Origin of the sequence: Streptomyces desertarenae, assembly GCF_042681365.1 — a bacterium.
Lineage (GTDB): Bacteria > Actinomycetota > Actinomycetes > Streptomycetales > Streptomycetaceae > Streptomyces > Streptomyces desertarenae.
Genome location: NZ_JBHUFU010000026.1, coordinates 1 through 24,124, shown reverse-complemented (window position 1 = coordinate 24,124; position 24,124 = coordinate 1). Strand labels below are relative to the sequence as shown.

Sequence of the window (24,124 nt, the reverse complement as noted above, 5' to 3'; positions counted from 1 at the left end):
GTTGTCAGCGCTCCGTTGCCGTCACGTCCCGGAGCCAGGAGACTCCTTCACCGGGGAGCGGGATACTCTTGCTCGCCTCAACAGCCAGTTTACGCATCACGCTGCGCAGGTTGAGCAGCGCATCGTCGAACGCTCCTTCGTCAAGGCTGCCGTTCCCGCGGGCCAGGACCAGGTCGGTGATGCACTGCTCAAGATCCTTGCAAGCATCGTTCACACGGTCAGGCGCGGCCTGCCGCTTCTTGCGCAGACGGTAGTCCTTGCCGGCGAACTCAATGGCCTCATCGAAGGCTTCCTTCAGCTCTGTAAAGGTCTCGGACGCTGCCGTGAGCTGAGCCGGTGTGGCCTTTCCGCTGACTACTTGAACGGCTTTGGCCTGCAGGAGCGAGTTCGTCAGCGCACGGGCAGCAGCGACCTGCGCGCCCGCGGCCTGGACTGTCCTGTTGAGCCCGGGGATCGTCACGGCGGCTGGCGCCGCGGCACCGGAGGGCTTGGCGGACTCAGGAAGCCTCTGCTCAAGGAACCGGGTCTGGAAGTCAGGGCCAATGTAGCGGACGTCCGTCTTGGAGAAATCGAGGACGATGGCGGCCAGCCGTGCCTCCTTGAGCAGGTCAGCCTTTTCCTTGTTCTTGGCGTGCTCCTTGGAGTAGGCACGGTATAGCTCGAACAGTTTCTCCTTTGCGTCCTCGAAGTCCATCAGGCGGAGCGACAGACCGTTGTGCTTGCTGCGCTGGATCAGGTCTCGCAGCTGGTTCAGGATCCAGATGTCCCGTTCACAGGCCGGCGTCGTGGTGTGGAAGTCGCGGGCGATGTCGGACAGCTGTCGGCCGAGTGCCACCTGCTCGTCCAAGGCGAGCAAGTGGTTGATGTACGAGTACTCGCGGCGACGGTCAGGGCGCAGCTGGAGCGAGAGTTCTACCGCGTGGATGTCCGCCCAGGTGCACGAGGCCGGCAGGACACCCACCCGGATGCTGGTCACGCCGAGTTCCTTCAGCGCGGCCCGCCGGGTGTTCCCGTTGACGATGACGCCATCGCGGGTGATCAGGCCGGGCTCGTTCTGCTTGTGTTCCCGCAGGCTCCCCATGAGATCGTCGAACTTGGGATCGCGTTTCGACGGATCTGTTGGCGCAGCCTTCAGCAGGTAGTGCAGGTAGTCCTGGCTCTCATCGCTCCACGGATCCTTCTGCAGGGCGAGATCCCTCTCAGGATCGTGGCTGCGCTGTGCGCGGATACGGTGCGTGCCCGGGTTGTAGAAGAGCCGGGAAACCGGCATGTCGATCACCTCGACGTGCCGGGGCTGACCCCGGAACTCGACCGTGAGCGTTTCCGGGACTCCCTGTCCTTTGCGTACCTCTTCTAGTCGCTGCTCGACGAGCACACGGTTCTCCGCCGAGATCGGCGGCTCACCGAAATCAACCTGCATGGATAACCTTCCCTGAAGATGGTTGACGACTGGGTGCTGCGGTGCGGGGAGTACGCAGTGCTCCCCGCACCGCTGAACTCACCGCGCCCTCAGGCGAGGGCATCCTTGACGTGCTCACGAGCAGCTGTCGGCAGAGTACGGTAGGCGGCCCAGATGTCCTCGATCTCGCTGAAGCTCCGGCTGTCCTGCTCGACCCAGGCGGAGAGGATCTTCTTCTCGATCGCCGGCAGCCGGTCGATGCGGATCAGGATCTCCCCGAGGTCGGCCACCAGCTCGCGGTTGCCGATGCGGCAGCGGTTGCACTCGATGACCAGCTGGGTCTCGGTCCTTCCGCTCGGCAGCTTGACGCTGCGGCGGGCAACATCGAGCTGTGAGGTGATGTCCGTGCCGACGTACCTGTCGCCCGGACCGATCCCACACGACCGGCACTTGTGGCCGTCGCGCATCATGACCTCATGCCGCTGTGCAGCCGTGATCGAGACCCCGTGCTTTCGGGCCGCCTTGCCGGGTTCCCAGACGGGAATGCCTTGTTCGACGAAACGCTGCTCGTGGGTGTCCAGCCCCGCCTCCTCCCGATTCGTATGGATTTTCCAACCAAAGTCGCGAAGGTCCCTCATGCGGCGGTCGATCTGCGACACGTCCGGGAACGCCTCACGCAGCTGAGTCTTTGTGAACGTGTTGCCGAGGCCGACTTCCTGGGCGAGCCACAGCGCAGCGCGCTTCATGGTGCCCATCTTCGTGTCCCTCCAGGACGGCGTGTCCATATGAACAGATCACCTCTCTGACCGCGGAACGCACTGTGGCTGCTCTGGTGGCCGCTTCTCGATGACGACCGCCGCTCCGTGCATCAACAACTCAACGGCAACACGGCGCTGGATGGGAAGGCTTCTCTGTCCCGGCTTCAGATCGGGACAGGAAACCTTCCACTACTGGTCCGCTCCAACCCACAATGACTCGGGAGACACACGAGATCTGGCCTACCAGGGGGACAGAAGGTGCCAAGACGCGGCGAATACGCCGATATCAGCGGTCTTCCGGATCCGCAACGCGCCCTTGCTCAGGCGGTTCGCGACCTGTGCTCTGTTATGAAGGGATCGCTTGAGGAGATCGCCGGGAGGTGCTTCACCACGAGGTCTGTGCTGTCGGCACTGATCAACGGACGGCGGAAGCGGCCCAGCGAGCGTGTTTTAAAGGATCTGCACCGTCAGGCGGTGCAGCACGCGGAACGGCAGGGGCTGCCGACACCGATACCGCTAGATGAGCTGGAAAAGCTGCGCAAGGCTGTCATGGAGTACTCCGCGCGGCCTGCTCGCCTCTGCGCTTCTTGCCCCGCGGCAGGCCCGGGGCCAGCGATACGACATGTCCAGAGCACCGTCACCTCCGCTGTGTTGCCGGTCCCCCTAACCGAGGGGGACCGGCAACACAGCGGGACGGACGCCCCTGTGTGGTCCGGGCTTGACGGCCTCGCCGCGCACATCGGAGAGGGGCGCGCACAGGACGCTGTGGTCATTCTGCGTTACGCCGGCGGCGCAGCAGCACCGCAGGAGACGGCGGCAGCACTTGCGTCATGTCAGTCACACGGGTTGGAAGAGGCGGCCAGGGATCTCCTCAAGTACGCGGCAGAACGCGTTGACCGGGACGTGATGAGCATCACGAAGTCTCTGCTGGACTGGCAGCGTCCCACTCTGGCCGTCGATCTGCTCGGACTCGCGCTCAGCAACTGACATCCGGCGCTCCAGACCGTGCAACAGTTGAGGGACACCGTCCCCGCCGGGCTCCGGACTGGCCTGCCTTCATGCCGAGGTGATGAATGACAACAGACATGGAGCCCTGGGGTCAGCGAGCCGTTTCCAGCCTGGCGCCGGGGCTGGGGGCAGACCCCAGCGGTAGCAACAGACGAAGCTCCTGGTAGACGGGTTGTCGACCAAGGTCAACCTGTCCGGCCAGGAGCTTCGTGTGCTTGTCTGCCCATCGGTGATCGATACGTCCGGTTCGGCCCTGCGGTTCCTCAGCCGTCACCTGGCCGAGCGGCGCAGAGCCATCGGCTGCCGGTGGCGCCGCCTCTCCAGCCGCCGCCAGGCGCTGCTGGTCCTGGTCCATCTGCGCTGCGGTGATACCTACGTCCGTCTCGCCGTGGCCCTCCGGGGCGGGGTTACCACCGTCCACCGCTGCATCCGCGAGGCCGTCGAGGTCCTGGCGGCCCTGGCCCCGAGCCTGGCTGACGCCATGGAGACGGCCGCAGGCAGGGCCTTTGTGATTCCGGACGGCACTCTGCTGCCGCTCGGCTGAGGGCACTCCCCCAGTCTCTGTCCGGGGGCATCCCCACCCGGCCGAAGGCTGGGGAGATAGCAGCCAGCCGACCCTTCTACTCCGGCAAACACACGAAATACGGCATGAACGTGCAGGTCATCGCCGACCCGGCCGGGCAGCTGCTCTGGGCTTCCCCGGCCCTGCCCGGAGCCGTCCACGACATCAAGGCCGCGCGGATCCACGGCATCATCGATGCCCTGGCCGGAGCCGAGGTGGAGTGCTGGGCCGATAAGTGCTACCGAGGCGCCGGCGGCACCACACGGGTGCCCCACTGGGGCCGCGGGGAGATGCTCTCCACAGGTCAGCAGGCCCGCAACCGCTCCCACTCCTCTATCCGCGCCTGGGTGGGAAGGGCGGCGGCCGGGGCCGCCGAGGCGGTGGCGGCGGAGGCCAGGGGGCGGTGGCGGCGGAGGATGCGGAGCAGGTCGCGCTCGTGGGCGCGGAAGCCCGGCGGCACGGCCCCGCGCTCCGCACGGGCGCGGAGCAGCGCCAGGCAGGTGGCGGCGCGGTGGTACTCGGCGACCGCGCGGGCCGCCCGGCGGCCGCCGCCGCGGCGTGCGAGGTCGCGGGCCAGGGCGCGGGAGCGCAGGCAGCCGAGCGCGTACGGCTCCGAGGGCGTGAGCCAGCCGGCCTCCGCGTACCGGGGCAGCGTGGCGCGTACCGTGCGCAGCACATGCCGGCGGGCCCAGAGCGCCAGGGCGGCCACCACCAGCAGCACCGGAACCATGAACAGGCCGTAGACGGTGAAGAAGACCCGCGTCGGGCGGGTCGCCGCCCCGTTCCACACCCCGTGCAGCGTGACGGCCGCCGCCAGCCCGAGCAGCGGCAGCAGAGTGCGCAGGGCGCGCCGGTGCCGGGCGGCCAGGGCCGCCGCGCCGAAGCCCAGCCCCACCAGGGCCGTGAACAGCGGGTGCGCGAGCGGCGCCACCACCACGCGCTGGAGGAACGTCCCCAGCGTCGTCGACTCCAGGCCGAAGTGCCCGAACGCCAGGTCCTCGCCGAAGGCGCGGCCCAGGTAGAGGATGTTCTCGGTGAAGGCGAAGCCCGTGGCGGTGACGCCCGCGGTGACCACACCGGAGACCACGCCGCCGAAGTCCCGCGGCCGGTGCAGGTACAGCAGCAGGACGGCCCCCGCCTTCGCCGCCTCCTCCACGACGGGGGCGACGACGGTGGTGCCCAGTACGTCCGCCCGGTCGGGGGCGCGCGGCAGCAGGGAGGAGGCCAGCCAGTCCGTGGCGAAGCCGTTGACGGTGATCGCGACGAGGGTGGCGGCGCACGCGCCCCAGCCGAAGGCGAAGAGCAGGTTCCGCCGGGGCGTGGGCGCGGCCCGGTCCAGCCAGCGGAAGGCGGCCAGCAGCACGGGCACCGGCAGGACGGCCAGGCCCAGCCCGACGAGGAAGCCGTCGGAGCCGGTCTGCTGGTGCACCAGCCCGAGGACCACCGCGCCGCACAGCCCCAGGAGCACCGTCAGGGCAGCCGTGCCCGCGGCACGGCGGGTACGGCAGCGCTGCCGACCGCCGGCCGCCGGCGGTCCCGCCGCAGACTCGTGGTGCACGCGACGACCTTTAGCGCACTGGGGGACGGATGGCCAGAGCCCGGCCGGCCGCCGTGCCGCCGGACGGGCACCGCCCATGCTCGCCGATCGGCGGCCTCCCGGACCCGCGCGGCGGGGAGTCCGGCGCGAGTGTGAGCGACGACACGGCGGAGCGGCGGGCGGCGGCGCGGGACACACCGCCCGGCGGCCCGTCCCGTACCGTCCCCGCGCCCGCCGGGCCGCCCCGCCGGCGGCTCACTCCAGGGTGCTCTCCTCCACGTTCTCCATCCGGGCGTAGAGCACCTGCTCGTTGACCTCCAGGTCGTTGATCAGCTTCAGGGAGGCGGCGATCCCGTTGCCGACCAGCTCCTCGGCGACCTCGCCGTACTCCACCTGCACCAGGACGTTCGGGGCCCGCTCGTCGTCGGCCTGCCGCTGCGGGTCGCGCCAGGTGCCCACCGCGCCGATCTCCGTCGCCGCGCGCATCAGGAACGCCACGGCGTGCGCCTTGGCGCGCGGCACGGTGAGCGTCAGCAGCTCCCGCTCCACGCGGGGCAGCTGCACCCCGTCGCCGGCGTCGCCGAACAGCAGCGCGTACAGCAGGTCCTTCGCCTCGCGCAGCAGCTCCTCGCCCGCCACCGAGCGGCACCGGGCGGGGACGAGGGGGCCGCCCTTGCGGGGCGGGTCGAGCAGGAGGCCCTCCGCCTCCAGGCGCTCGCGGTCCCAGGAGCGCAGCCGGGCCACGAGGTCGGCCAGCCGGGGCGTGTCCAGCTTCCAGGTGCGGATCCGCCCCAGCCGGCGCGTCCGTTCCTCCTCGCTCTCCGGCTCGGGGAGCTCCGCGGGCTCCGGGCGGGAGCCGGGCGCGGCGGGGGACGGCCCGGTTCCCGGCGCCGGCACACGGGCCAGGAGCTGCTCCACCAGCCACTCCTTCGGCCGCTCGGAGAGCAGGGCACGCAACCGCGTGCGGTACTCCTCGTGCAGCTCGCCGTTCACCCGGCGGACGAGGTCGTCAAGGGTCTCCATGGCGCCGCACCGTACGGACACCACCGGGGCGCCCGTCGATCGTACGCACTCCAAACCACCCGTAAGGCTTGTCCGGGAGCACGCCAGTTCACATGCGCCGAGGGGCGCATTCCGGGGTGCGTCAGGCGGAGCGGCGGAAGAGCAGGTCGCGGACGACGTGCCCCTTGGCCAGCCCCTGCTGCTCGAAGCGGGTCATCGGCCGGAAGTCGGGGCGGGGCGCGTAACCGCCGTCCGGGCAGGTGTTCTCCAGCGCCGGGCAGTCGGTGAGCACCCGGAGCATCTGCTCGGCGTACGGCTCCCAGTCGGTCGCGCAGTGCAGCAGCCCGCCCGGCGCCAGCCGCGAGGCGGCCAGCTCGACGAACTCCGGCTGGATGATGCGGCGCTTGTGGTGGCGCTTCTTGGGCCAGGGGTCCGGGAAGAAGACGCGGATCCCGGTGAGGCTGCCGGGGGTGAGCATCTCGCGCAGCAGGATGATCGCGTCGCCGTTGGCCACCCGGACGTTGGACAGTCCCTCGCGCTCGGCCAGCAGCAGCAGGTTGCCCTGGCCGGGGGTGTGGACGTCGGCGGCGAGGATGCCGGTGCCCGGGTCGGCGGCGGCCATCCGCGCGGTCGCCTCGCCCATGCCGAAGCCGATCTCCAGGACGACGGGCGAGCCGGGCGGGAGGGGGGCGAACAGCTCGCCGAGGTCGAGGCGGCGGTCGCCGTCGATCTCCACCCCCCACACCGGCCACAGCCGCAGCAGCGCGTCGCGCTGGTTGGCGGTGACCCGGCTGCGGCGCGGCTGGAAGCTGCGGATGCGGCGCTCGTGGCGCTCCCCGGCGGGATTGGCGGAGGGGCCGGTGCCGTCGGGGAACATGGTGCCCCCGGCGCGGTCGCCGGGTCGCTCGCCGGAGCGCGCGGCCGCCCGGCCGGCGGCCGCTCCGGGCGTTTTGGGTGCTTCGGTGGCTTCGGTGGTTTTCTCGGACACAGTGCCTACGAGTCTACGGCGGCGTGCCCGCACGGCCGGAGCCGCGGTCCGCGCGGCCGGAGCCGAGCGCGCCGCGGCCGGGACGTCCGGTCCGGTGGTCCGGCCGCCGTCGCGTCGTGCCATGACGGTGATCCCCCGCCCGGCCCCCGAGGCCCCGGGGCGGGGGCGGCACCGGGGGAGACCGGGAGCCCCCCCCCGACGGGGCCCGTTCCGGGAGAGGGCGCAGGAGGCGGGCCCCGCCGGGGCACCGCGCGCCCACCCGTACCCGCGAGGAGGCACACGTGTACGCGGAGGTCCGCGGCACCGCCACCGTCACGCCCGACTCCGGCGGGGAACCGGTGGAGGAGCTGTCGCTGGAGTACACGGGGCAGGACTACGCCACCTTCACCCCCGCGTCGGAGAACGACGGCGAGCGCGTCGTCGTGCGCGTCACTCCGGACAGGGGCACCGACCGGCTCCGAGGACGGGTCCGGGGCCGCACCGGGCGGGCTCCGCCGCCGGCCGGCGCGGTCCGGGGACCGACCGCGTCCCGAAGCCCTCCGGAGGGCCGCGGAACCGGCGCGGTGCTGACAGACTGTGGCACGCACAGCGGGTACCGAGGAGGCGAACGGGCATGGCGGACAACGCCGCACGTCCGGGCGCGGGCGGGATCGACAGCTCCCGTCCGCACTCGGCACGGATCTGGAACTACCTTGCGGGCGGCAAGGACTACTACGAGGTCGACGCGGAAGCCGCCGAGAAGGTCCTCGCGGTCTTCCCCGGCATGCGCGACATCACCCGGACCTCGCGCGCCTTCATCGGCCGGGTGGTGACGCACCTGGCCGGGGAGGCGGGCGTGCGGCAGTTCCTGGACATCGGCACCGGACTGCCGACCAGGGACAACACCCACGAGGTCGCCCAGCGCGTCGCACCCGGGAGCCGCGTCGTCTACGTCGACAACGACCCGCTGGTGCTGGTGCACGCCCGCGCCCTGCTCACCAGCTCCCCCGAGGGCGCGTGCGACTACATCGACGCCGACGTCCGCGACCCCGACAGGATCCTGGAGGAGGCCGCGCGGACGCTGGACCTCTCCCGCCCCGTCGGGCTGATGCTCATGGGGATCCTGGGCCTGGTCCCCGACTACGACCAGGCGCGGTCGGTGGTGCGGCGGCTGCTGGACGCCCTGCCGCCGGGCAGCTACCTCGGCCTGAACGACGGCTCCACCACCGACCCGGCGTACGTCGAGTCCATCGAGCGCCACAACGCCCGCGGGCCCGCCACCCCCTACACGCCGCGCAGCCCGGAGCAGATCGCGGGCTTCTTCGAGGGGCTGGAGCTGCTCGAACCCGGCATCGTCCCGTGCTCGCTGTGGCGGCCGGAGGGCGAGCCGGGACCGGAGGCGGCCGTGTACGGGGGACTGGCGCGCAAGGCGTGACGGCGGCCCGCGGCGCTGCCGGGCGGCGCTGCCGGGCGGGGCCGCCCGGTGGTGCCGCCGGGGTCAGCGCACGGTGTCCAGCGCCGCCAGCGCCCGCCGCGCCACCTCGCGGCCGATCGGCAGGGAGGCCGTCGCCGCCGGCGAGGGGGCGTTGAGGACGTGGACGGTGTGCGGCGCCTCGGTGATCAGGAAGTCGTCCACCAGCGTGCCGTCCGGCCCGACCGCCTGGGCCCGCACTCCCGCCGGAGCCGGGACGAGGTCGTCCTCCCCCACCCCGGGCAGCAGCCGGCGCACGGCCTCGGTGAAGGCCGCCTTCGACAGCGAGCGGCGCACCTCGCCCGCCCCGTACCGCCAGTGGCGGCGGGCGAGGCGCCAGACGCCGGGGTGGCCGAGCGTCCCGGCCAGGTCGCGGGGACGGACGGTGCTGCGGCGGTAGCCCTCGCGGGCCAGGGCGGGCACGGCGTTGGGTCCGACGTGGACCGAGCCGTCCACACCGCGCGTCAGGTGGACGCCCAGGAACGGGAACGCCGGGTCCGGCACCGGGTAGACCAGGCCCCGTACCAGCCCGGAACGGACCGGGACCAGTTCGTGGTACTCCCCGCGGAACGGCACGATCCGCACCGGGGGCGCGTCCCCGGCCAGCCGCGCCACGCGGTCGCAGTGCAGTCCGGCGCAGTTGACCAGGGCGCGGGCCCGCACCACCTCGCCCGCCGCCGTGCGGACGGCCACGCCCACACCCGGGCGGCGGTCCACGGCGGTGACCTCGGCGCCGCAGCGCACCTCACCGCCCGCCGCCGTCACCAGCCGGACCAGCTCGCCGGCGACCGCGCCGTAGTCGCAGACCCCGGTGGTGCCCACGTGGATGGCCGCCAGACCGGCCACGTGCGGCTCGTACTCGGCGATCTGGGCGGGGCCCAGCTCGCGCACCGGGATGCCGTTCTCCCGGCCGCGCTGCACCAGGGCGTGCAGCCGGGGCAGCTCGTCGCGCTCGGTGGCGACGATCAGCTTCCCCGTCACCCGGTGGGTGATGCCGTGCTCCGCGCAGAACTTCACCATCTCCGCGGCACCCCGCACCGCGTAGCGGGCCTTGAGCGAGCCGGGACGGTAGTAGACGCCGCTGTGGATCACCCCGCTGTTGCGCCCCGTCTGGTGCCGCGCCGGGGCCGGCTCCTTCTCCAGCACCACCACGCGCGTGCCCGGCCGGGACCGGGTGAGCGCGTAGGCCGTCGCCAGGCCGACGATCCCGCCGCCGACCACCACCGCGTCGCAGTCGTACGGCGCCCGCCGCGCGCCCGCCGGAGCCGGCGGGGAGGCCGCCGGGGAGGAGACGGCGGGGGAGTCCGTGGAGTCCGCGGGATCGGAGGGGGAGGCCGGGGAGACTGAGGACACGCCCTCCATCATGGCCCGGCCCACCGGCGGACGGAGCCCCCGAACCCCGAGATGTGACCTGTTCGGCGATCCGTTCGGCGGCCCGGCCGAACCACCGCACCGCCTCGTCCCCGCCCGCGCCCGCGCCCCCGCTCCGGCCGCCGAGCGGCCACCGCGCCCCTCACGTCTCCCTCACGCGGGTGCCACCAGCAGCGGACGCGCCCGCTCCCGCAGCTCCACCACGCGCGGCTCGTCCCCGTACGGCTCCAGCCGGTGCAGCAGGTCCCGCACGTACTCCGTCGTCCGCGCCGAGGAGATCCGCCCGGCGACCTCGACCGCCCGGGCACCCGCCGCGCACGCCGCGTCCAGGTTGCCCGACTCCAGTTCGGCGACCGCCGAGACCACCAGCCGCAGGCCGTGCGAGCGCACGAACTCCTCCCGGGGCCGCGACAGCGCCTGCTCGGTGAAGCGGCGCACCTGGCGCGGCGCCCTGAGGTCGCGGTAGCACTCGGCGGCGTCGGCGGCGAGGCGGTCGTAGGAGTGGAAGTCCAGCCAGGACGGGTCCGGGTCGCCGTCGCGGGAGCGCTCCAGCCAGCCCTCGGCCGCCGACAGCGCCGCACCGCAGGCCGCCGGATCCCCCGCCTTGGCGTGGGCGCGGGCCTCCACCAGGTGGAAGAAGCTCAGGGTGCGGGCCGTGGCCAGGCCCCGGTTGCGCTCCAGCGCCGCCTGCGCCAGGTCCACGCCCTCCTCGGCGAAGCCGCGGTAGGTCGCCTGGAGCGACATCGACGCCAGCACGTACCCGCCCAGCGGCACGTCCGCCGCCGCCCGCGCCAGCCGCAGCGCCTGTATGTAGTAGCGCTGCGCGGCCTCCTGCTGCCCGGTGTCGAACGCCATCCACCCGGCCAGGCGCGTCAGTTCGGCGGTGGCGCGGAAGAGGGCGCGGCCCACCTCGTCGCTGTAGGAGCCCAGCAGCAGCGGGGTGGCGTCCACGCGCAGGCACTCGGGCACCATCGACGAACGCCAGTCGCCGCCGCCGTACTTGGAGTCCCAGCGCCTGGCCTCCTCGGCCGCCTCCCGGAGTTTGGCGACGTCGCTGTGGCCGACGCGGGGCGAGGAGGAGAGCAGCGGGGGGCGGGGGAGCGTCACGGAGGGGGCGGGGACCTTGCGCCCGGCCGGGGGGCGCCTGCCGGAGGCGCCGCCCCCGTCGTGTCCGCCGCCTCCGTCGTCCGCGTCCCGCGGCCCGTCCGCCTGCGGGGGCGCCGGGGGCTTCGCGGACGGATCCGGCGACTCGCGCGCCACCGAGCCGTCGGCCGGCTTGATCAGCCAGCGCGAGGTGGGCACGGCGTAGGCGCTGACCGAGAACGACCCCGCCAGCGACTGCCAGACGCCGCCGCTGCCCCGCCGGCCCGCCGGGTCCAGCCGGTACAGCTCGGTGGCCGTCCGCACCGCGTCGCCCACGTCCCGCGGGAAGGACAGGCCCACCTCCGGGGCCGGGTCGGCGTCCGCCAGCCCTATCTCGTGCAGCGGCACGGGGCGCCCGAGCTTGCTGCCTATGGCGGCGGCGATCAGATGGGGCGCTATGCCCTGGGGCACCATCCCCTTGGAGACCCACCGGGCGACGGACGTCTTGTCGTAGCGGAGGGTCAGGCCCCGCTGCGCGCCCAGGTCGTTGACCCGGCGGGCGAGTCCGGCGTTGCTGATCCCGGCGAGGGCGAGAACGGCGCCGAGCTTCTCGTTCGGTCCGCGTGGCTCCCTGGACATGCGCACCCCTGACACTGCCGACGGCCGCCCCGCACCGCACCTGCGGGGCGCTCGTCAACCCAGCGTAGTTCGCCGCATCCCCACCGTTAAGGGGCGACTTGCGGGATGGCGGGAATCAGGTCCGCACAGAAACGCTCAGCCGGAGACGGACGAACGGCGCACCGCGCGCTCCGGCACGCACCGCGCATGCTCCACCGGCGTGTGCACCGGGTGTGTGCCGGTGCGCCTGCCCGTGCGCTCTGTGTGGTCCGGACGGGAAGCGCTTCCATGGCTGCTGCGTGGGTCGGCCCGCTGCGCCGGAACCAGTGGGCTGGGGGAACCCGCCGTTCCATTCCCCGCGAGCGGCGGTCCGGTCCGGGAGGTGAGGACGCCTCCCGGACTGCCGAGAACGTTTCGCTCGGCATATCTCACAGCAAATATTTGGCCGAATGCTGCCGTTCGCGGCGGAACCGTTCGGCGGTCGGCAGGGCGTCGGGGCCCGACGCCCATTTCCGCGCGTCCGCGTCCAGGTACGCCTCCCGCGGCCCCATCCCGTGGCAGCATGGTCCGCAGCGACGGCAGTTGACAGTTCTGACGGTTCACGGCTGACGGCGGTCGGCGGCCGGTGGCGGCCGTCCGCGACCCGAGGGGCCAGGCGGAGGCGCGGATGCGGTGGTTGGTGGGATGGGCCGCAGACCACGCCTCCGGCACGGGCGGCGTACCGAGACCGGGACAGACGATCATGCCGGTCGGTGCGCAGCAGGTGTGGGACGGACCGGATCCGCTCTGGGCGGTCGGCGACTGGCGGCCGGACGAGGTGCGGGTCGTCGAGGCCGACGGCGGGAACAGGCTCGCCGTCCTGGGGTGCTGCGGCGCCTCCGACGACCAGCTGCGCGTCGCGCTGTCCGCGGCCCGCGGCGGGGCCCTGCGCCATCTGACGGTCTGGCCGGGCAGCTACACCGCCGTCGTGCGCGTCGGCCGCCGCGTCACCATCACCACCGACCTCGCCGGCGCCCGGCCGGTCTTCCACACCCCGTGGGCGGGCGGCACCGCCTATGCCACCGCCGCCCTGCCCCTGGCGGACCTGATCGAGGCCCAGCTCGACGTCGGCCACCTCGCCGCCCTCCTGGCCTGTCCCGACGCGCCCGAGGCGCTGGGCGAGGGCACACCCTACGAGGGAGTGCGCCGGGTACGGCCCGGACACGCGCTGGTCATGCGCGACGGCCGCAGCCGCGAGACCGTCAGCTACGAGCCCGCCGTCCCCACCGTCGTCGCCGCGCCCCCGGTGGACGCGGACGCCGCGGTCGCCGGGATCCGCGACGCGCTGGTGGAGGCGGTACGGACGCGGCTGGCGGCCCCGCGCCACGCCCCCGTGCCCGACTTCGACACCCTCGACCCCGGCCCCGTCCCCGGCATGGGCCCGGCCCAGCGGCGTGCGGGCCGCCCCGCCCGCGGACCCGCGCCCGGCATCGGCGCCGACCTCTCCGGCGGCAGCGCGTCGGCGACGATCGCCCTGCTGGCCGCCGGGCTGCCGGGCGTGCCGGGCACGGTGTTCGGCACCCCCGGGACGTCGGCGGGCGAGCGGCTGCTGGCGGTCACCTTCAACGACCTGACCCTGGACCCGTTCTCGGGGCGCGAGGCCGAGCTGGAGCGCGCCCGCTGCATCGCCGAGAACCCCCGGCTGCACCACGTCGTCGTGGCCGCCGGGGAGGAGGCGCTGCCGTACGCCGGACCGGGCGGCGGGCCGCTCGCCGACGGGCCGCTGACCGACGAGCCCGGTCCCTCGCTCGTCGTCGCCGAGCGGCACCGGCGGCGGCTGGCCGCAGGCAGCGCGGACCACCTCACCGGCCACGGTGCCCGGGAGGTGCTGGACGCGCACCCGGCCCGGCTGGCCGACCTGCTGCTGGACCGCCGCCGCCGCCATCTGCTGCGGCCCGTCACGGCGCTGGCGAGGGCGGAGGGGGCGTCCGGACGGTCGGTGCTGGTGCCGCTCACCGTCTACCGGGCGGCGCGGCGGCTGGCCCGCACGCCGTACCGGGAGGGCGTCCTGGAGGCGGCGCGGCGGCTGCGGGAACGCGATGTGGCGGGTCCCCTCGCGGCGGCGGGCCCGGCGGACGGCTCCGGCCCCGGGGCCGGGAGCGCGGGCCGCGACGTCCACGGTGCCGGGGTGCTCGACGCCTCGCTGGCGGCCCTCGCCTGGTGCCGGCCCGGGCCGGCCGCGCGCTGGCTGACCGGTGAGGCACTGGCAGAAGTATCGATTCGGCTGGAGCAGGCCGCCCTGCGTCCGGTGCCCGGCGAGACCGGCGCCCGCCCCGGGGAGCGGCGGGCGCGCGCCGCGCTCGCCCGGCTGGCGGCCGACCACCGGATACTGGAGCAGGCCGCCGAGGTCCGCAGCCAGCGGCTGCACGCGCCCTTCCTGGACAACCAGGTCGTGCGCGCCTGCCGTGCCCTGCCCGAGGCCCTGCGCGTGCAGCCGGGTGCGCGGGCGTCGGTGCTGCGCGCCGTCCTGGCGGGGGCGGGCGTCCGCGACCTGCCCCCCGGCTGGGGCGCGCCCTCCCACGCCACCCGGGCGGCCGCCGTGCGGACCGGGCTGCGCTCCCGGATCGGCGACCTCGTCGACCTCTTCGACGCGCCCCTGCTCGCCGACGCCGGACTGGTCGAGGCCCGGGTGGTGCGCAGGGCCCTGCGCGCGGCGGCGGAGGGCGAGGCGCTGCCCCTGGACGGGCTGGCGGAACTGGTCTCCACCGAGGTGTGGCTGCGCCGGCTGCTGGCCCGCCGCGGCAGCTGCTGGACGGGGACGGCCGCGCCGCGCCAGCGGGCGGTGGCGGGAGGGGTGCCGCAGCGCCCGAGCCTGTGAGTCCGGCGGCCGCGCCGCCGGGCCCGGGCCGGGGTCAGCCGCAGCCGATCCTCGCCCCGGCCCAGTCGGCCAGCACCGCCACGTCCAGGGCGGAGTCCGGCTCGACGACCAGCCGGAGCGCCCGGCGGCCGGACAGGGGGACGTGGACCGGCACCGGCTCGTCGCCCCGGCGGACGACGCCCGACCGCCACAGCCGGGCCCCGTCGGCGTACACCGAGAAGCGCACCGCGCCCCGCAGCGCCGTCAGGTCGTCCACGCCGGCCAGCGCGTCGAAGGAGGTGCAGGGCCGCCCCAGGTCGACCGTCACCGAGGAGCGGGCCGACACCGTCACCCCGTGACCTCTTTCCCGTCCGCCGATGCTCACCTGCGGCCGCTGCCACAGCCAACTGCTCCCGCCGCGCACGGCGGGGCCGTCGTCCGCCGGACCGCCCCGCGGCAGCCGGTCGAGGCGGTGGACGGTGGCCGCGGGCGGAGGAGTCCGCCCCTGCCCGGGATCCCCGCCGCCCGCCGGGCCGTCCGTCCGCCCGTCCGCGGGGGCGGAACCTGTCGGTGTCGGGCCGGTACCGGGACCGGCGTCCCGGTCCGCGCCCGCGGCACCCGCCGGCCCGTGCGGTCCGGCGGGTGCCGGCACGCGGGGTGATCCGGCTCCGGGGGACGGCGACGGGCCGGCATCCGGACCGTGCGGCGGGACCGGGGGCCGCCCCCGCGGTCCACTCGCCTCGCCACCCGCAGCATCGGCCGGGCCGCCCGACTCCACCGCCCGCGGCTCCGAGACGCCTCCCGCTCCCCTGGCCTCCGGGCCCGCCTCGCCGGACACGCTCGCCGCCGACGGCCGGGCCCCGGACCCCGGTGCCGAGTCCGGAACCGGACCGCGGGAGCGCTGCCCGTCGCCGACCAGGGCCAGCGTCAGCGCGGTGGCCACCGCGGCCGCCATCACCCCCGCCGTGACGCCCGCCTTCGCCGTGGCGCCCAGCCCCTCGAAGACGGCCGCGCCGCCCGCGGCGGTGCCACCGGCCGCGGGCGCATCCGCTCCCGGCGCCGCGCCGGCCGCCAGACCGGCCGCCGCCTGCGCCGCCTCCGCCGAGTACACGCCGGCGCCCCAGCCCACGACCGCCACGGGCAGCAGCGCGCGGAGCCGTCCGCGGACGTCCCTGGCGCCCCGTGCCGCCGACCGGCAGTCGGGGCACCGGTCCAGATGCCGGTGCAGCGCCCGGGCGGACCGCGTCCGCAGCCCGCCGCGGGCGTACGTCCCCAACCGGTCGACGTAGGGGGCGCACGCGCCGTCACCGGTCCGGGAGAGGGCGAGGTGCGTCTGGAGGTACGCCTGCTGCAGTCCCTCCACCGCCCGCTGGGCCAGCTCCGCCGTCCCCTCCGCCGTCAGCCCCAGCAGCGGGGCGACCACCCGGGGCGCCTCCTCCTCGACCACGGTGTGCCACAGCACCGCCTGCCACCGTTCGGGCAGGCTCCGGAAGGCCCGCACGGCGGCCGACCGCTCGGCCCGCCACATGGCCCGCACACCCGCGTCCGACTCGAAGGTCTCCCCACCGCCCCGGGTGCCGGACGCCACCGCGAACACCGCGAACTCCCCGGTCAGCGAGTCCCAGCCGGCCGTACCCGCCCAGGACGCCGCCACCCGCCGGACCGTCGCCAGCAGATGGGCGCGCACCGCGGTGTCCGGTCCCGGGTCCTCGTCCGGCGAGGACAGCGTCCGGAGGAACACCTCGTCCGTCAGCTCGTCGGCACCGGCGTCGTCCCGGCAGCAGTGCCGCACGTAGCGGCGTACGGCGGCGACGTGCCGCGCGCGCAACGCCGCGTACGCCGCGGTGTCCCCGCCGCGGGCCAGCGACACCAGTTCGGCGTCGCTCGGGGACCTCTCCTCCGGGAAGGGGCTCGGCCCGTGCTCCTCCGCCGGCCCGGTCCCCTCCCGCGCCTGCGCATCCCCCGCTTCCGGCGGCTCTCCCCGCTCCCGCGCCCGCTCCCCGTACTCCTCCGACCCAGCTCTCCGGACATCCCCCTCGACAGGGGCGTCCTCGCCGGTCTTCCCCGCACCCCGCGGAGGCCCTGCCGGGCCGCCCGGCTCCTCCCGCCCCTCAGCACCCAAAGCGAGCACCCCCGTACACACCGTTGCCACCGAACACCGGCACAGCGTGGCACGCGGAAGGGCCGCGCAATCCCGGCCGTGCGCCTCAATCACTCGTCCGGGGTGATGAACCCCGAAACGGCGCGCGCGGGGAGGGGAGGAGAGGTATAGGAGGAGCGGGGCGCACAACAGGGGCGCGAAATTGGCCGAAAAACGCCCTGCACGCCGTCCCGCCCCCGGCTGTCCGCGCACGCCCGCACCGGCGCCCCGTCCGGGTCCGGGACCGAAGTCTCCGTCCCGGACGCCCCGAACCTCCCGGACGCCCCAGTCGGCTCGGGCGCCCCGGGCAGCTCGAGCACCCTCAGCGGTCGAGACCCTCCGCCCCGACGCCCACCGGCTTGGCGGGCCGCGGCCTGAGCCCTTCCAGGAGGATGTCGAGCAGCCGTGTGGAAGCCGCCGCCTGCTGCGCCGCGTCCGGCAGGGAGGGGGCCGCCGTCGCCATCACCAGCAGCAGATCCGACACCGTCACGTCCGACCGCAGCTCGCCGGCCGCCCGCGCCCGCTCCACCAGCTGCCCGACCACCTCGAGCAGCGCGGCGGTGTTCGCGTCCTCCCCGGCGCCCCCGGCGCCGTCGCGCTCCGGCGTACGGGAGCCGGCCTCCGCGGCGGACCGGTGGCCGTCCACCAGCCGCAGCCCCGGCTGCCCGTGCCCGCCCTCCCGCGGTGCGCGCACGCCGTCCGGCCCGGAGCCGTCCGCGGAGCCCGCGACCCCGGCACCCTTGTCGGCCGACCCGTCGGCGGACGAGCCGACCCTGAGTATGCGCGGCGGCAGCAGCCGCCCGGCGCCGGAGGCGACCGAGGCCCGGAGGAAGCGGGAGAGAGCCGACCAGGCGTCCTCCTCCTGGCCGAGCGCGGTTCGCGCCTGTTCCGTCAGCCGTGCCGTCTCCTCCTCGGCGATCCGCCTGACCAGCACCTCCTTGCTGGGAAAGCGCCGGTAGACCGTTCCCACGCCGACCCGGGCGCGCCGCGCCACGTCCTCCATCGGGGCCCCGTACCCCAGCTCGCCGAAGACCTCGCGCGCCGCCCGCAGGACGTGCTCCAGATTGCGCTGGGCGTCGACCCGCAGCGGGGTCGTGCGCCCGGCCACCCCCACGCCTCCGCCGCCGACCGCGCGCGGTGCCCCCTCGTCCCCGGACGAGTCCGCGGCGACGGCGGCGGACCAACGAGAACCCTGAATCCCCTGGATATGCATGTTGTATTCCCCCGGTTAGTGAGCAGCCTCCCCCCGGAGGCTCCCCGCCCTCGCCGCCGGGACACGGTCATGACTCCGCCCCGGCGCCCTACGAACATAGTTGAGGCCCGGTCACCAGAGGAAGGGGCATGTTCCGCCACCTGCGGCCCCCGAACGGAGCACGTTTCACCACCCGCTCCGCCCCCCTCCCCCGAACTCCCCCCGGACCATGCCCGACCTGCGGATACCCGCCCCCGGCGGAGCCGCGAACCGTGCCGGATCCGCCTCATCCGCCGGTCATACGATTCCCGGGACCTGTGGACAAACGTCCGTGCCCGGGTGCGTCATGGACGGGTGACGAAGGAACCCGCGCGCATTCTCGTGGTCGGCGGCGGCTACGTCGGCATGTACACCGCCCTGCGCCTCCAGCGGCGCCTGAGGAAGGAGCTGAGGCGAGCGCGGGAGGGACAGGGCGGCGTCCAGGTCGTCGTCCTCGGCCCCGAGCCGTACATGACGTACCAGCCCTTCCTGCCCGAGGCGGCCGCGGGCTCCATCTCGCCCCGCCACGTCGTCGTCCCCCTGCGCCGCGTCCTGCCCCACTGCAGGATCGTGACCGGCGAGGCCAAGGCCGTCGACCACGCCCGGCGCACCGCCGTTGTCGAGACCCTCGCCACCGAGCACACCGGCTCCGGCCCCGTCGAGGTGTCCTACGACGAACTCGTCATCGCCCCCGGCTCGGTCTCCCGCGCCCTCCCGGTCCCCGGCCTGGCCGACCACGGCATCGGCTTCAAGACCGTCGAGGAGGCCATCGGCCTGCGCAACCACGTCCTGGAACAGCTCGACATCGCCTCCTCCACCCGCGATCCCGACATCCGCGCCGCCGCCCTGACCTTCGTCTTCGTCGGCGGCGGCTACGCGGGGGTCGAGGCCCTGGCCGAGCTGGAGGACATGGCCCGCTACGCCTGCCGCTTCTACCACAACATCCGCCCGCGGGACATGAAGTGGATCCTGGTGGAGGCCACCGGCCGCATCCTGCCCGAGGTCGGCGAGGAGATGGGCCGGTACGCGGTGCGCGAGCTGCGCGGGCGCGCCGTCGACGTGCGGCTGGAGACCCGCCTGGAGTCCTGCGAGAACCGGGTCGCCCAGCTCAGCGACGGATCCCGCCACCCCTGCCGCACCCTGGTGTGGACGGCCGGCGTCAAGCCCCACCCCCTCCTCGCCGCGACCGACCTCCCCCGTGACGGGCGCGGCCGGCTGCGCTGCACCGCCACCCTGCGGGTCGAGGGCGTCGAGCACGCCTGGACCGCCGGGGACGCCGCGGCCGTCCCCGACCTCGCGGCCGACGAGCCGGGCCGCGCGTGCGCCCCCAACGCCCAGCACGCCGTGCGCCAGGCCCGGCAGCTGGCCGACAACCTGGTGGCGTCGCTGCGCGGCGAGGAGGAGACGGAGTACCGGCACTCCTCCGCGGGCTCCGTCGCCTCCCTGGGCCTCCACAAGGGCGTCGCACACGTGTACGGCCGCAGGGTGAAGGGGTATCCGGCCTGGCTCCTGCACCGCGCGTACCACCTGAGCCGGGTGCCCACCGCCAACCGGAAGGCGCGGGTCCTGGCGGAGTGGACGCTCGCCGGGCTGTTCAAGCGCGAGATCGTCTCGCTCGGCTCGCTGGAGCACCCCCGCGCCGAGTTCGAACTCGCCGCGGGCACCGGACGCCACCCCGAGGGCCCCTGACGGATGCCGATACCCTCCGCCACACTGGTCGTGTGACCATGGGTGGGCCCGTGTCAGCGAAGAGTCACCACCGGTGGCCCCCGCCCGGTGGCGGGGCAGGCCGGGACCCGGGGGCGACCGGGCCCGGCGGCCGCGCCCGGCACAGGCGCCAGAACGACGCGACAACACGAGAACGACGGAATCGGATCGGACCGCACGCAGTGAACTTCACGCGCTGGAGCGCTCGGCTGCCCGGCACACAGCGGCGCACCGCCGCACGGGCGGCACGGCGTCCGCCCGAGGCGCCGGCCTCCGCCGGAGCCGTTCCGGCCGCCCGGGCCGGGCGGCCGGGGGACGCGTCCGCCTCCCCGGACGCCGGGGAGGCGGACCGGGAACCGGAGAGGCCGGGAGGAACGGGGGCCGCGGGGAAGGCGGCAGGCGGCTCCGCGGTCCTCGACGCCCTCTCCGCCCACGACCTGCTCGGCCACCTTCCGGCCCTGGTCGCCCTCGTCCACGGCCCCGACCACCGCGTCGCCTTCGTCAACGACGCCTACGCGGCCGCCTTCGGTCCCCGCGCCCCCGGCGCACCCGCCCGTGAGGCCCTGCCGGAACTGGCCGCGCTGGGCCTGCTCCCGCTCATGGACCAGGTGCTGCGCAGCGGCAGACCGCGCACCGTCAAGTCCCGCCGCGTGGACGGCGCCCCGGCCGGCCCCGGGGGAACGCCCGGCCGTGCCCGGCCGGGCTACTACACCTTCACCTGCACCCCGATCGAGCTGTCCGGGCCCCGGCCGCAGCGCGGCGTCCTCGTCTTCGCGGCCGAGGTCACCGACCAGGTCGAGGCCGCCGAACGGCTGCGCGCCAGCGAACGCCGACAGCGCGAGGCCGCCGTCACCCTCCAGCGCAGCCTGCTCCCGCAGCAACTGGAGCAACCCGACGACCTGCGGGTCGCCGCCACCTACCGCCCCGGCGGCACCGACGCGGCGGTCGGTGGCGACTGGTACGACGTCATCACCCTGGGAGCGGGCCGCACCGCCCTGGTCATCGGCGACGTGATGGGCCGCGGGGTGCGCGCGGCCGCCGTCATGGGCCAGCTCCGCACGGCCGTCCGCGCCTACGCCCGCCTGGACCTGCCGCCCCACGAGGTGCTCCAGCTCCTGGACGGGCTCGCCGCCGAGATCGACCCGAACCAGATCGCCACCTGCGTCTACGCCGTCCACGACCCCAACGAGGGACGCCTGGCGTACTCCTCCGCCGGCCACCTGCCGATCCTCGTGCGCGACCCGGACGGCACCGTCCGCCGGGCCGACGCCTCCACCGGCCCCCCGCTGGGCACCGGCGGCTGGCTGCACACCTCCGCCTCGGTCCCCTTCGGCCCCGGTTCGGCCGCCGTGCTCTACACCGACGGCCTGGTCGAACGCCGCGACGCCGACATCGACCAGGGCATCCAGGTCCTGGAGGACGCCTTCGCCGGGGCCACCGGCGCACCGCAGATCGTCTGCGACCGCCTCCTGCGCGCCCTGGGGATCACCGCCGAGCACGACGACGACGTGGCTCTCCTCGTCCTCCAGCACCCCGTCCGCACGGGCGCCGAGGCCGAGCTGTTCCACAATGCCGCGCTCGACCTCCTGGGCGGCACCGAGGCCGCACCGCGCGCCCGCGCCTTCGCCTCGGGGGTGCTGGCGAGCTGGCGCTTCCCCCCGGACCTGCACGACCTGGGCGTACTGGCCGCCAGCGAACTGGTCTCCAACTCCCTCCAGCACGGCACCCCGCCGATGTGTCTGAGGCTGCGCCGCACCGACCGCCGGCTGATCATCGAGGTGACCGACGGCGACGACCACCTCCCCCGCCGCCGCCGCGCGGAACCGGTGGACGAGAGCGGGCGCGGCATCTCGGTCATCGCCACGATCGCCTCGGCCTGGGGCTCGCGCCGCACCCCGGGCGGCGGCAAGGCCGTCTGGTGCGAGTTCGCGCTGCCCGAGGCCGTGCGCGTCCCGTGATCAGGCGCACCGGCCGGGGGCGTCCCGGACCTCGGGCGCGTTGCCGCCGGCCCGGGCGTCCGGGGCGACCGGGAGCGGCGGGCCGCCGGAAGCGGCCACGGCGGCCCGGGCCTCCCGCACGGTCTCCAGCGGCATGGAGGAGGCGACCAGCACGCTCGCGCGCAGCGGATTGTCCTGGGCCTCGGTCAGCCTGCGGCCCAGCAGCAGCGCGAGCACGCTGACCCCGAGCGAGCACAGCACCAGCATCGCGATGTAGGGCAGGTGCAAGGTGGCCCCCATCGGGCCGCCCACCGCCGGACCGACCGCCAGAGCCAACTGCTTGACCAGCGCGAAGGCCGAGTTGTACTGCCCCACCATCCGGGCCGGGGCCAGATCCGCCACCAGCGGCGCCACGGTCGGCGACAGCATCGCCTCGCCCAGCCCGAACAGCGCGTAGGTGGAGACGATCGCCGCGACGGCCAGCGCGTGCCGCTCGGCCACCAGCCCGGACACCCCGGCGGCCAGCCACGCCACCGTCCAGATCAGCCCGACCACCGCGATCACCCGGCTGCGCCGCCGCCGCTCGACCAGCCGCAGCACGACGAACTGCGCCAGCACGATCACCGCGGTGTTGGCGGCGAGCGCGGCCCCCAGGGCCGCCGGGGAGATCCGCGACGCCTCCACCGCGTACGCCGACAGCCCGGACTCGAACTGCCCGTAGCAGGCGAAGAACATCACGAAGCCGAGCACGCACAGCGTCACCATGGCCCGGTCCGACAGCAGCGCCCGCAGCCCGCCCGGAGCCGGCGCGGAGCCGGCGCCCCCGCCGGAGGGGCGGCCGGCGTACCCGGTCTCGGCCCGCGGCACCGCCGGCAGCCGCACGGTCGCCGCGACCGCGCCCAGCACCACGTACATCGCCGCCTCGATCCCGAACAGCAGCAGGAAGGAGGAGGGCCGGTCGGTGTCCACGACGAGCCCGCCCAGCAGTCCGCCGACCCCGAGTCCGAGGTTGTTGAGGAAGAACTGGGTGGCGAACGCCCGCGAGCGGTTCGCCGGGGCGGAACACCACACGATCATCGTGGCGAGCGCCGGCTGGATCACGGAGACGCCCGCGCCGAAGACGACGGCGGAGGCGAACGTCGCCGGCACCGTCGTGGACAGGGCGAGGCCGAGCGAGCCGACGGCGGCCAGGGCCGCCCCCGCGACGGCGACGGGCAGCGGGCCCCGCCGGTCGATCGCCCGCCCGGTGAAGGGCAGCACGACCAGCGCGGCCACGGCGAAGAGCGCGAGCACCGTTCCGGCGGTGCCCGCACCCAGGTCCCGTACCTGCGACACGTAGACGAACAGGAACGGGACGGTGAAGCCGTTGCCGAACGCGCTCAGCGCGTTCCCCGTCTGGATCCGGCGCAGCGCTGCGCCCGTCGCGGTGGTCACACTCACCTACCTCGGATCGGCCGGGGCACTGCCCCGGGTGGACTTCAAAGCTAAAGTTCGACGCTAAAGAGTACACAGTCAAAGACTTCGAAGCGAACGAGTTCTGCCATACTCCGGCTCATGTCCGACCAGCCCTCCCCAGCCCCGGATTCCGCCCGCGGCCCCACGCTCGACGAGCAGATCGCCATCTACCAGCGCGAGTACGGCGACCTGGACCCCCAGGTCGAGAAGATCGTCAACGCCCTCAGCCGTTTGGACCGGCGCATGAGCGTCGCCTACGGCCGCCAGCTCGCGACCCTCGGCCTCAACCAGGCCGAGTGGGAGGTGCTGAAGGAACTGGTGATGGCGGGCAGCCCCTACCGGCTGGGGCCGGGGGCGCTGGCCAAGCGCCTGGGCCTGACCCCGGCGGCCGTGACCCACCGCATCGACCGCATGGCCACCGCCGGCCTGGTGACCCGCGAACGGGACGAGAGCAACCGGGTCCGCGTCATCGTGGGGCTGACGGACGAGGGGCGTGAGAAGTGGCTGGAGGTGATGCGGCTCGCCTCCGTCTTCGAGGAGGACCTGCTCCAGGACCTGTCGGGGGAGGAGCGGGGCACCCTGGGTGAACTGCTGACACGTCTGCTGCGTCGGGTGGAGGACACCCAGCCGGACGCGGGCGGACGCCTCAGCGACCTGGACTGAGCCCCTCGTGGCGGCTCCACGGGTTCCCGGAGGAGCGGGCTTGACAGGCCGCGAGCCGATCCGTAAGGTACTCCGAGTTGCCGGGGACGTAACGGTTCTCCTGGCGGCCCTTCTGCCGCGTACGGTGGCGCCCACTCACTTGGTGTGAATCCCTTCCGGGATGGATTTCGGTATGCCGTAATTCCGTTCCGGGTGGCTCGATTAGGAGCCGGCGGGGGAATCCGCTACGGTGGTGGAAGCGCCGGAAACGGCGTGAAGGAAAAAGCAGGACCCCGCCGACCGGGGATTCGGAAACCGAAAAGGGATCTGATAGAGTCGGAGACACCGAAGGGAAGCGCCCGGAGGGGCCCTGGGAAGGGGTTCCGAAGGAAGCGTCCGT

The 24,124-nt window shown here is 74.5% G+C and carries 16 protein-coding genes and 1 pseudogene; 7 read left to right on the top strand and 10 right to left on the bottom strand.

Going from position 1 to position 24,124, the window contains the following annotated elements; genetic code table 11:
• Positions 1-4: 4 nt before the first annotated feature.
• Together ACFSJS_RS26370 and ACFSJS_RS26365 are read right to left on the bottom strand one after the other, a co-directional pair.
• On the bottom strand, positions 5-1,420 hold the full coding sequence (locus ACFSJS_RS26370; protein ID WP_380904731.1) for a ParB N-terminal domain-containing protein: 1,416 nt from the start codon (positions 1,418-1,420) through the stop codon (positions 5-7).
• A gap of 89 nt (positions 1,421-1,509) precedes the next feature.
• Positions 1,510-2,154, bottom strand: a complete 645-nt coding sequence (locus ACFSJS_RS26365; protein WP_380904729.1) for a hypothetical protein — start codon at positions 2,152-2,154, stop codon at positions 1,510-1,512.
• A gap of 402 nt (positions 2,155-2,556) precedes the next feature.
• Here ACFSJS_RS26365 and ACFSJS_RS26360 point away from each other — a divergent pair, with 402 nt between their 5' ends.
• Positions 2,557-3,144: a hypothetical protein gene (locus ACFSJS_RS26360; RefSeq protein ID WP_380904728.1), complete on the top strand. Its 588-nt coding sequence runs from the start codon at positions 2,557-2,559 to the stop codon at positions 3,142-3,144.
• A gap of 232 nt (positions 3,145-3,376) precedes the next feature.
• Positions 3,377-4,149 (top strand): annotated as a pseudogene (locus tag ACFSJS_RS26355) (transposase family protein); the annotation flags it as partial.
• Here the strand turns inward: ACFSJS_RS26355 and ACFSJS_RS26350 are convergent.
• The 3 genes from ACFSJS_RS26350 to trmB all read right to left on the bottom strand — a co-directional run bounded on the left by ACFSJS_RS26350 (position 4,032) and on the right by trmB (position 7,254).
• A complete protein-coding gene (locus tag ACFSJS_RS26350) occupies positions 4,032-5,285 on the bottom strand; it encodes a PrsW family intramembrane metalloprotease (protein ID WP_380904726.1) in 1,254 nt (417 codons plus the stop codon). The pseudogene ACFSJS_RS26355 and the gene ACFSJS_RS26350 overlap by 118 nt on opposite strands.
• A gap of 234 nt (positions 5,286-5,519) precedes the next feature.
• Positions 5,520-6,287, bottom strand: coding sequence for a hypothetical protein (locus ACFSJS_RS26345; protein WP_380904724.1), 768 nt, complete (start codon positions 6,285-6,287; stop codon positions 5,520-5,522).
• Positions 6,288-6,408: 121 nt separating this feature from the next.
• On the bottom strand, positions 6,409-7,254 hold the full coding sequence (trmB, locus tag ACFSJS_RS26340) for a tRNA (guanosine(46)-N7)-methyltransferase TrmB (protein WP_380904722.1): 846 nt from the start codon (positions 7,252-7,254) through the stop codon (positions 6,409-6,411).
• Positions 7,255-7,867: 613 nt separating this feature from the next.
• Here trmB and ACFSJS_RS26335 point away from each other — a divergent pair.
• Positions 7,868-8,668 carry an SAM-dependent methyltransferase gene (locus ACFSJS_RS26335; RefSeq protein ID WP_380904720.1) on the top strand — a complete coding sequence of 267 codons (801 nt, stop codon included), beginning with the start codon at positions 7,868-7,870 and terminating at the stop codon, positions 8,666-8,668.
• 63 nt (positions 8,669-8,731) lie between these two features.
• Here the strand turns inward: ACFSJS_RS26335 and lhgO are convergent, their stop codons facing one another.
• Together lhgO and ACFSJS_RS26325 are read right to left on the bottom strand one after the other, a co-directional pair.
• A complete protein-coding gene (gene lhgO / locus ACFSJS_RS26330; RefSeq protein WP_380904787.1) occupies positions 8,732-9,928 on the bottom strand; it encodes an L-2-hydroxyglutarate oxidase in 1,197 nt (398 codons plus the stop codon).
• A 300-nt stretch (positions 9,929-10,228) separates the two neighbouring features.
• Positions 10,229-11,797, bottom strand: a complete 1,569-nt coding sequence (locus ACFSJS_RS26325; protein ID WP_380904718.1) for a sporulation protein — start codon at positions 11,795-11,797, stop codon at positions 10,229-10,231.
• Positions 11,798-12,443: 646 nt separating this feature from the next.
• On the opposite strand from ACFSJS_RS26325, the gene ACFSJS_RS26320 reads away from it, so the two are divergent.
• Complete coding sequence (locus ACFSJS_RS26320; RefSeq protein WP_380904716.1) at positions 12,444-14,633, top strand: asparagine synthase-related protein; 2,190 nt, start codon at positions 12,444-12,446, stop codon at positions 14,631-14,633.
• Between the two features lie 34 nt (positions 14,634-14,667).
• Here ACFSJS_RS26320 and ACFSJS_RS26315 read toward each other — a convergent pair whose 3' ends face one another.
• Positions 14,668-16,482, bottom strand: coding sequence for an NPCBM/NEW2 domain-containing protein (locus ACFSJS_RS26315; protein ID WP_380904714.1), 1,815 nt, complete (start codon positions 16,480-16,482; stop codon positions 14,668-14,670).
• A 592-nt stretch (positions 16,483-17,074) separates the two neighbouring features.
• Positions 17,075-17,965, bottom strand: coding sequence for a TetR/AcrR family transcriptional regulator (locus ACFSJS_RS26310; protein WP_380904712.1), 891 nt, complete (start codon positions 17,963-17,965; stop codon positions 17,075-17,077).
• A gap of 384 nt (positions 17,966-18,349) precedes the next feature.
• On the opposite strand from ACFSJS_RS26310, the gene ACFSJS_RS26305 reads away from it, so the two are divergent.
• Positions 18,350-19,672 carry an NAD(P)/FAD-dependent oxidoreductase gene (locus ACFSJS_RS26305; RefSeq protein ID WP_380904785.1) on the top strand — a complete coding sequence of 441 codons (1,323 nt, stop codon included), beginning with the start codon at positions 18,350-18,352 and terminating at the stop codon, positions 19,670-19,672.
• A gap of 200 nt (positions 19,673-19,872) precedes the next feature.
• The gene (locus ACFSJS_RS26300) at positions 19,873-21,648 is read left to right on the top strand and encodes an ATP-binding SpoIIE family protein phosphatase (RefSeq protein ID WP_380904710.1); all 1,776 of its coding nucleotides are present in this window, start codon (positions 19,873-19,875) and stop codon (positions 21,646-21,648) included.
• Here ACFSJS_RS26300 and ACFSJS_RS26295 read toward each other — a convergent pair whose 3' ends face one another.
• Complete coding sequence (locus tag ACFSJS_RS26295) at positions 21,649-23,061, bottom strand: MFS transporter (RefSeq protein WP_380904708.1); 1,413 nt, start codon at positions 23,059-23,061, stop codon at positions 21,649-21,651.
• Between the two features lie 120 nt (positions 23,062-23,181).
• On the opposite strand from ACFSJS_RS26295, the gene ACFSJS_RS26290 reads away from it, so the two are divergent.
• The gene (locus ACFSJS_RS26290) at positions 23,182-23,745 is read left to right on the top strand and encodes a MarR family winged helix-turn-helix transcriptional regulator (RefSeq protein ID WP_380904707.1); all 564 of its coding nucleotides are present in this window, start codon (positions 23,182-23,184) and stop codon (positions 23,743-23,745) included.
• Positions 23,746-24,124 lie beyond the last annotated feature (379 nt).

Excerpts from the sequence above, each read along its gene's own strand:
- ACFSJS_RS26370 (WP_380904731.1), bottom strand. The coding sequence starts at position 1,420 with ATGCAGGTTGATTTCGGTGAGCCGCCGATCTCGGCGGAGAACCGTGTG.
- ACFSJS_RS26365 (WP_380904729.1), bottom strand. The coding sequence starts at position 2,154 with ATGGGCACCATGAAGCGCGCTGCGCTGTGGCTCGCCCAGGAAGTCGGC.
- ACFSJS_RS26345 (WP_380904724.1), bottom strand. The coding sequence starts at position 6,287 with ATGGAGACCCTTGACGACCTCGTCCGCCGGGTGAACGGCGAGCTGCAC.
- ACFSJS_RS26335 (WP_380904720.1), top strand. The coding sequence starts at position 7,868 with ATGGCGGACAACGCCGCACGTCCGGGCGCGGGCGGGATCGACAGCTCC.
- ACFSJS_RS26325 (WP_380904718.1), bottom strand. The coding sequence starts at position 11,797 with ATGTCCAGGGAGCCACGCGGACCGAACGAGAAGCTCGGCGCCGTTCTC.
- ACFSJS_RS26320 (WP_380904716.1), top strand. The coding sequence starts at position 12,444 with ATGCGGTGGTTGGTGGGATGGGCCGCAGACCACGCCTCCGGCACGGGC.
- ACFSJS_RS26310 (WP_380904712.1), bottom strand. The coding sequence starts at position 17,965 with ATGCATATCCAGGGGATTCAGGGTTCTCGTTGGTCCGCCGCCGTCGCC.
- ACFSJS_RS26305 (WP_380904785.1), top strand. The coding sequence starts at position 18,350 with ATGTACACCGCCCTGCGCCTCCAGCGGCGCCTGAGGAAGGAGCTGAGG.
- ACFSJS_RS26290 (WP_380904707.1), top strand. The coding sequence starts at position 23,182 with ATGTCCGACCAGCCCTCCCCAGCCCCGGATTCCGCCCGCGGCCCCACG.